The sequence below is a fragment of the Streptococcus sp. oral taxon 061 genome (assembly GCF_964211575.1).
Classification (GTDB): Bacteria; Bacillota; Bacilli; order Lactobacillales; family Streptococcaceae; genus Streptococcus.
Genome location: NZ_CAXOQQ010000016.1, coordinates 1 through 1,808, shown reverse-complemented (window position 1 = coordinate 1,808; position 1,808 = coordinate 1). Strand labels below are relative to the sequence as shown.

Below are 1,808 nucleotides of genomic sequence, written 5' to 3'. Positions count from 1 at the left end.
CTTCAGTCGTTGTTGGAGCTTCTGTTGTTGTTGGAGCTTCTGTCGTTGTTGGAGCTTCTGTCGTTGTTGGAGCTTCTGTTGTTGTTGGAGCTTCTGTTGTTGTCGTTTGTTCTTTTGAATTCACAATAGTCTTTGTAACTGACTGGTCTTCTCCAAAGTCCGTAACATCTACTTCTGTATCTTCAGAATTAATAACATAGCCTTTTGGTGCTTCTGTTTCCGTCAGGATATATTTGTCTTTTAGAAGACCTTTTACAGTGATTATCCCGTCAGCATCAGTTACATATTCACCAATGACTTGATTATTTGCTGGGCGAACTACTTTAAATTTCGCACCTGGTAATGGTTGATTTGCTTCATCAACTTTTTTAATGTTAATTGTAAAGACATAACCAATACCAGAACCACCTGCTACTTGAACGACAGTGGATTGCTCAACATGTTTAACAGCCTTTCCTTTGCCTTTTAACACAGCATCATTATTTAATACCTCTCCATCTGCTGGTGAATAATTTGTTTGAACTTTATATTCAATTCGATATTGATCTGACTCTGTGATGTCACCAAGTTGTACGACAAATGATTGTCCATCTCCGCTGACGGTAACAGTATGTTGATCAGTTACATCAGTTGTATCTGTAAATTCCCAAAGACCTTTAACATAGTCAAATTTACCTTTGATAATACGAATACTATCTTTAATATAAGATGCATTCGAAAACTTCAATGTGTCTTCTACTGTAGCATCTTGAAGACTTTCTTTAGTACGATTGATTGAAATGGTGTAAGAGAGTGTCTTTTGATCTTCACTACTTACCCATCCTGTTTTAGAAAATAATTCAGGGTTTCCATCTCCAACACCAGTAAAGTTAACATTTCCAACTACTTGTGTTTTCCCATTAATCGTTACCTCGACAGGGATTTCTCCTTCTTCAGGGTGTTTTTGGAAATCTACTCGAGTATAGACAAAGAAAGAACCTTTAGTATCAGAGTGTTTTTCAACATAATCAGTATAGGTTAAGACGATATGTTTTTTTGTTTCATCAATCTGACCATTTGCGATAACTTCATTTGTTTTCTCATCACGAATTTCAAAGTTTTGGGATTCTATATATAGAAAATCTGATAAATCAACTGTAGTTGTATCGCCAGCTTTAACGTTTTTATTTTTTAAATCATAATTTGCATTAAGTCTAAACGTAACCCATTGCTTCAAATCACCATCAAGACTATCTCCTGATTTATTTGTAATACTTAGTGAGGTAATAGTATCAACAGTCTTACTATTAGACGTAGTAGCCGATGTTTCAGCAGCAGCATTTGTTAAGCTTAGTGAAACAAATACAGTTAATATACAAATAATGAAAAAGATAAACGATAGTTTTTTCTTATTCATTTTCATTTCTCCTTTAATTTATTAGTTTATTAAAACTAGTACAGTATACCAATATTTACATCCTATGTCTACTTTTATAACTCAAATAAACAAAAAAAATTTATCAAGATTACTTTTAGATATTAAATATGTTTTTTATGTCATATAATCGTATAAATTTATTTTTAAGAATAGTTTTTTTTAATTTCGATATCGAAAATATATATGCATTATTAGTATATAAAGAGTAAAAAAAGAGAGAGCAATGCTCTCTCCTCTCTAAAGAAACTTATCTAATATTATTTAGTAAATTTACGTTTCATAACAACTGTTCCTGACATAATTACCACACCAGCTAATACAAGTATTAGGCTTGTAGCCTCACCAGTATTTGGAAGTCCTGGTTTGTTTTCAGTTGTTGTTGGAGTCTCAG

2 protein-coding genes are annotated in these 1,808 nt (G+C 32.5%); both read right to left on the bottom strand.

Annotated elements, in window-relative coordinates:
• Positions 1–1,396, bottom strand: a 1,396-nt coding sequence (locus AB8E63_RS08600; protein ID WP_368910841.1) for an Ig-like domain-containing protein, incomplete at its 3' end; no start/stop codon positions are given.
• A 278-nt stretch (positions 1,397–1,674) separates the two neighbouring features.
• On the bottom strand, positions 1,675–1,808 hold a 134-nt coding region (locus AB8E63_RS08595), incomplete at its 5' end, for an LPXTG cell wall anchor domain-containing protein (protein ID WP_368910842.1).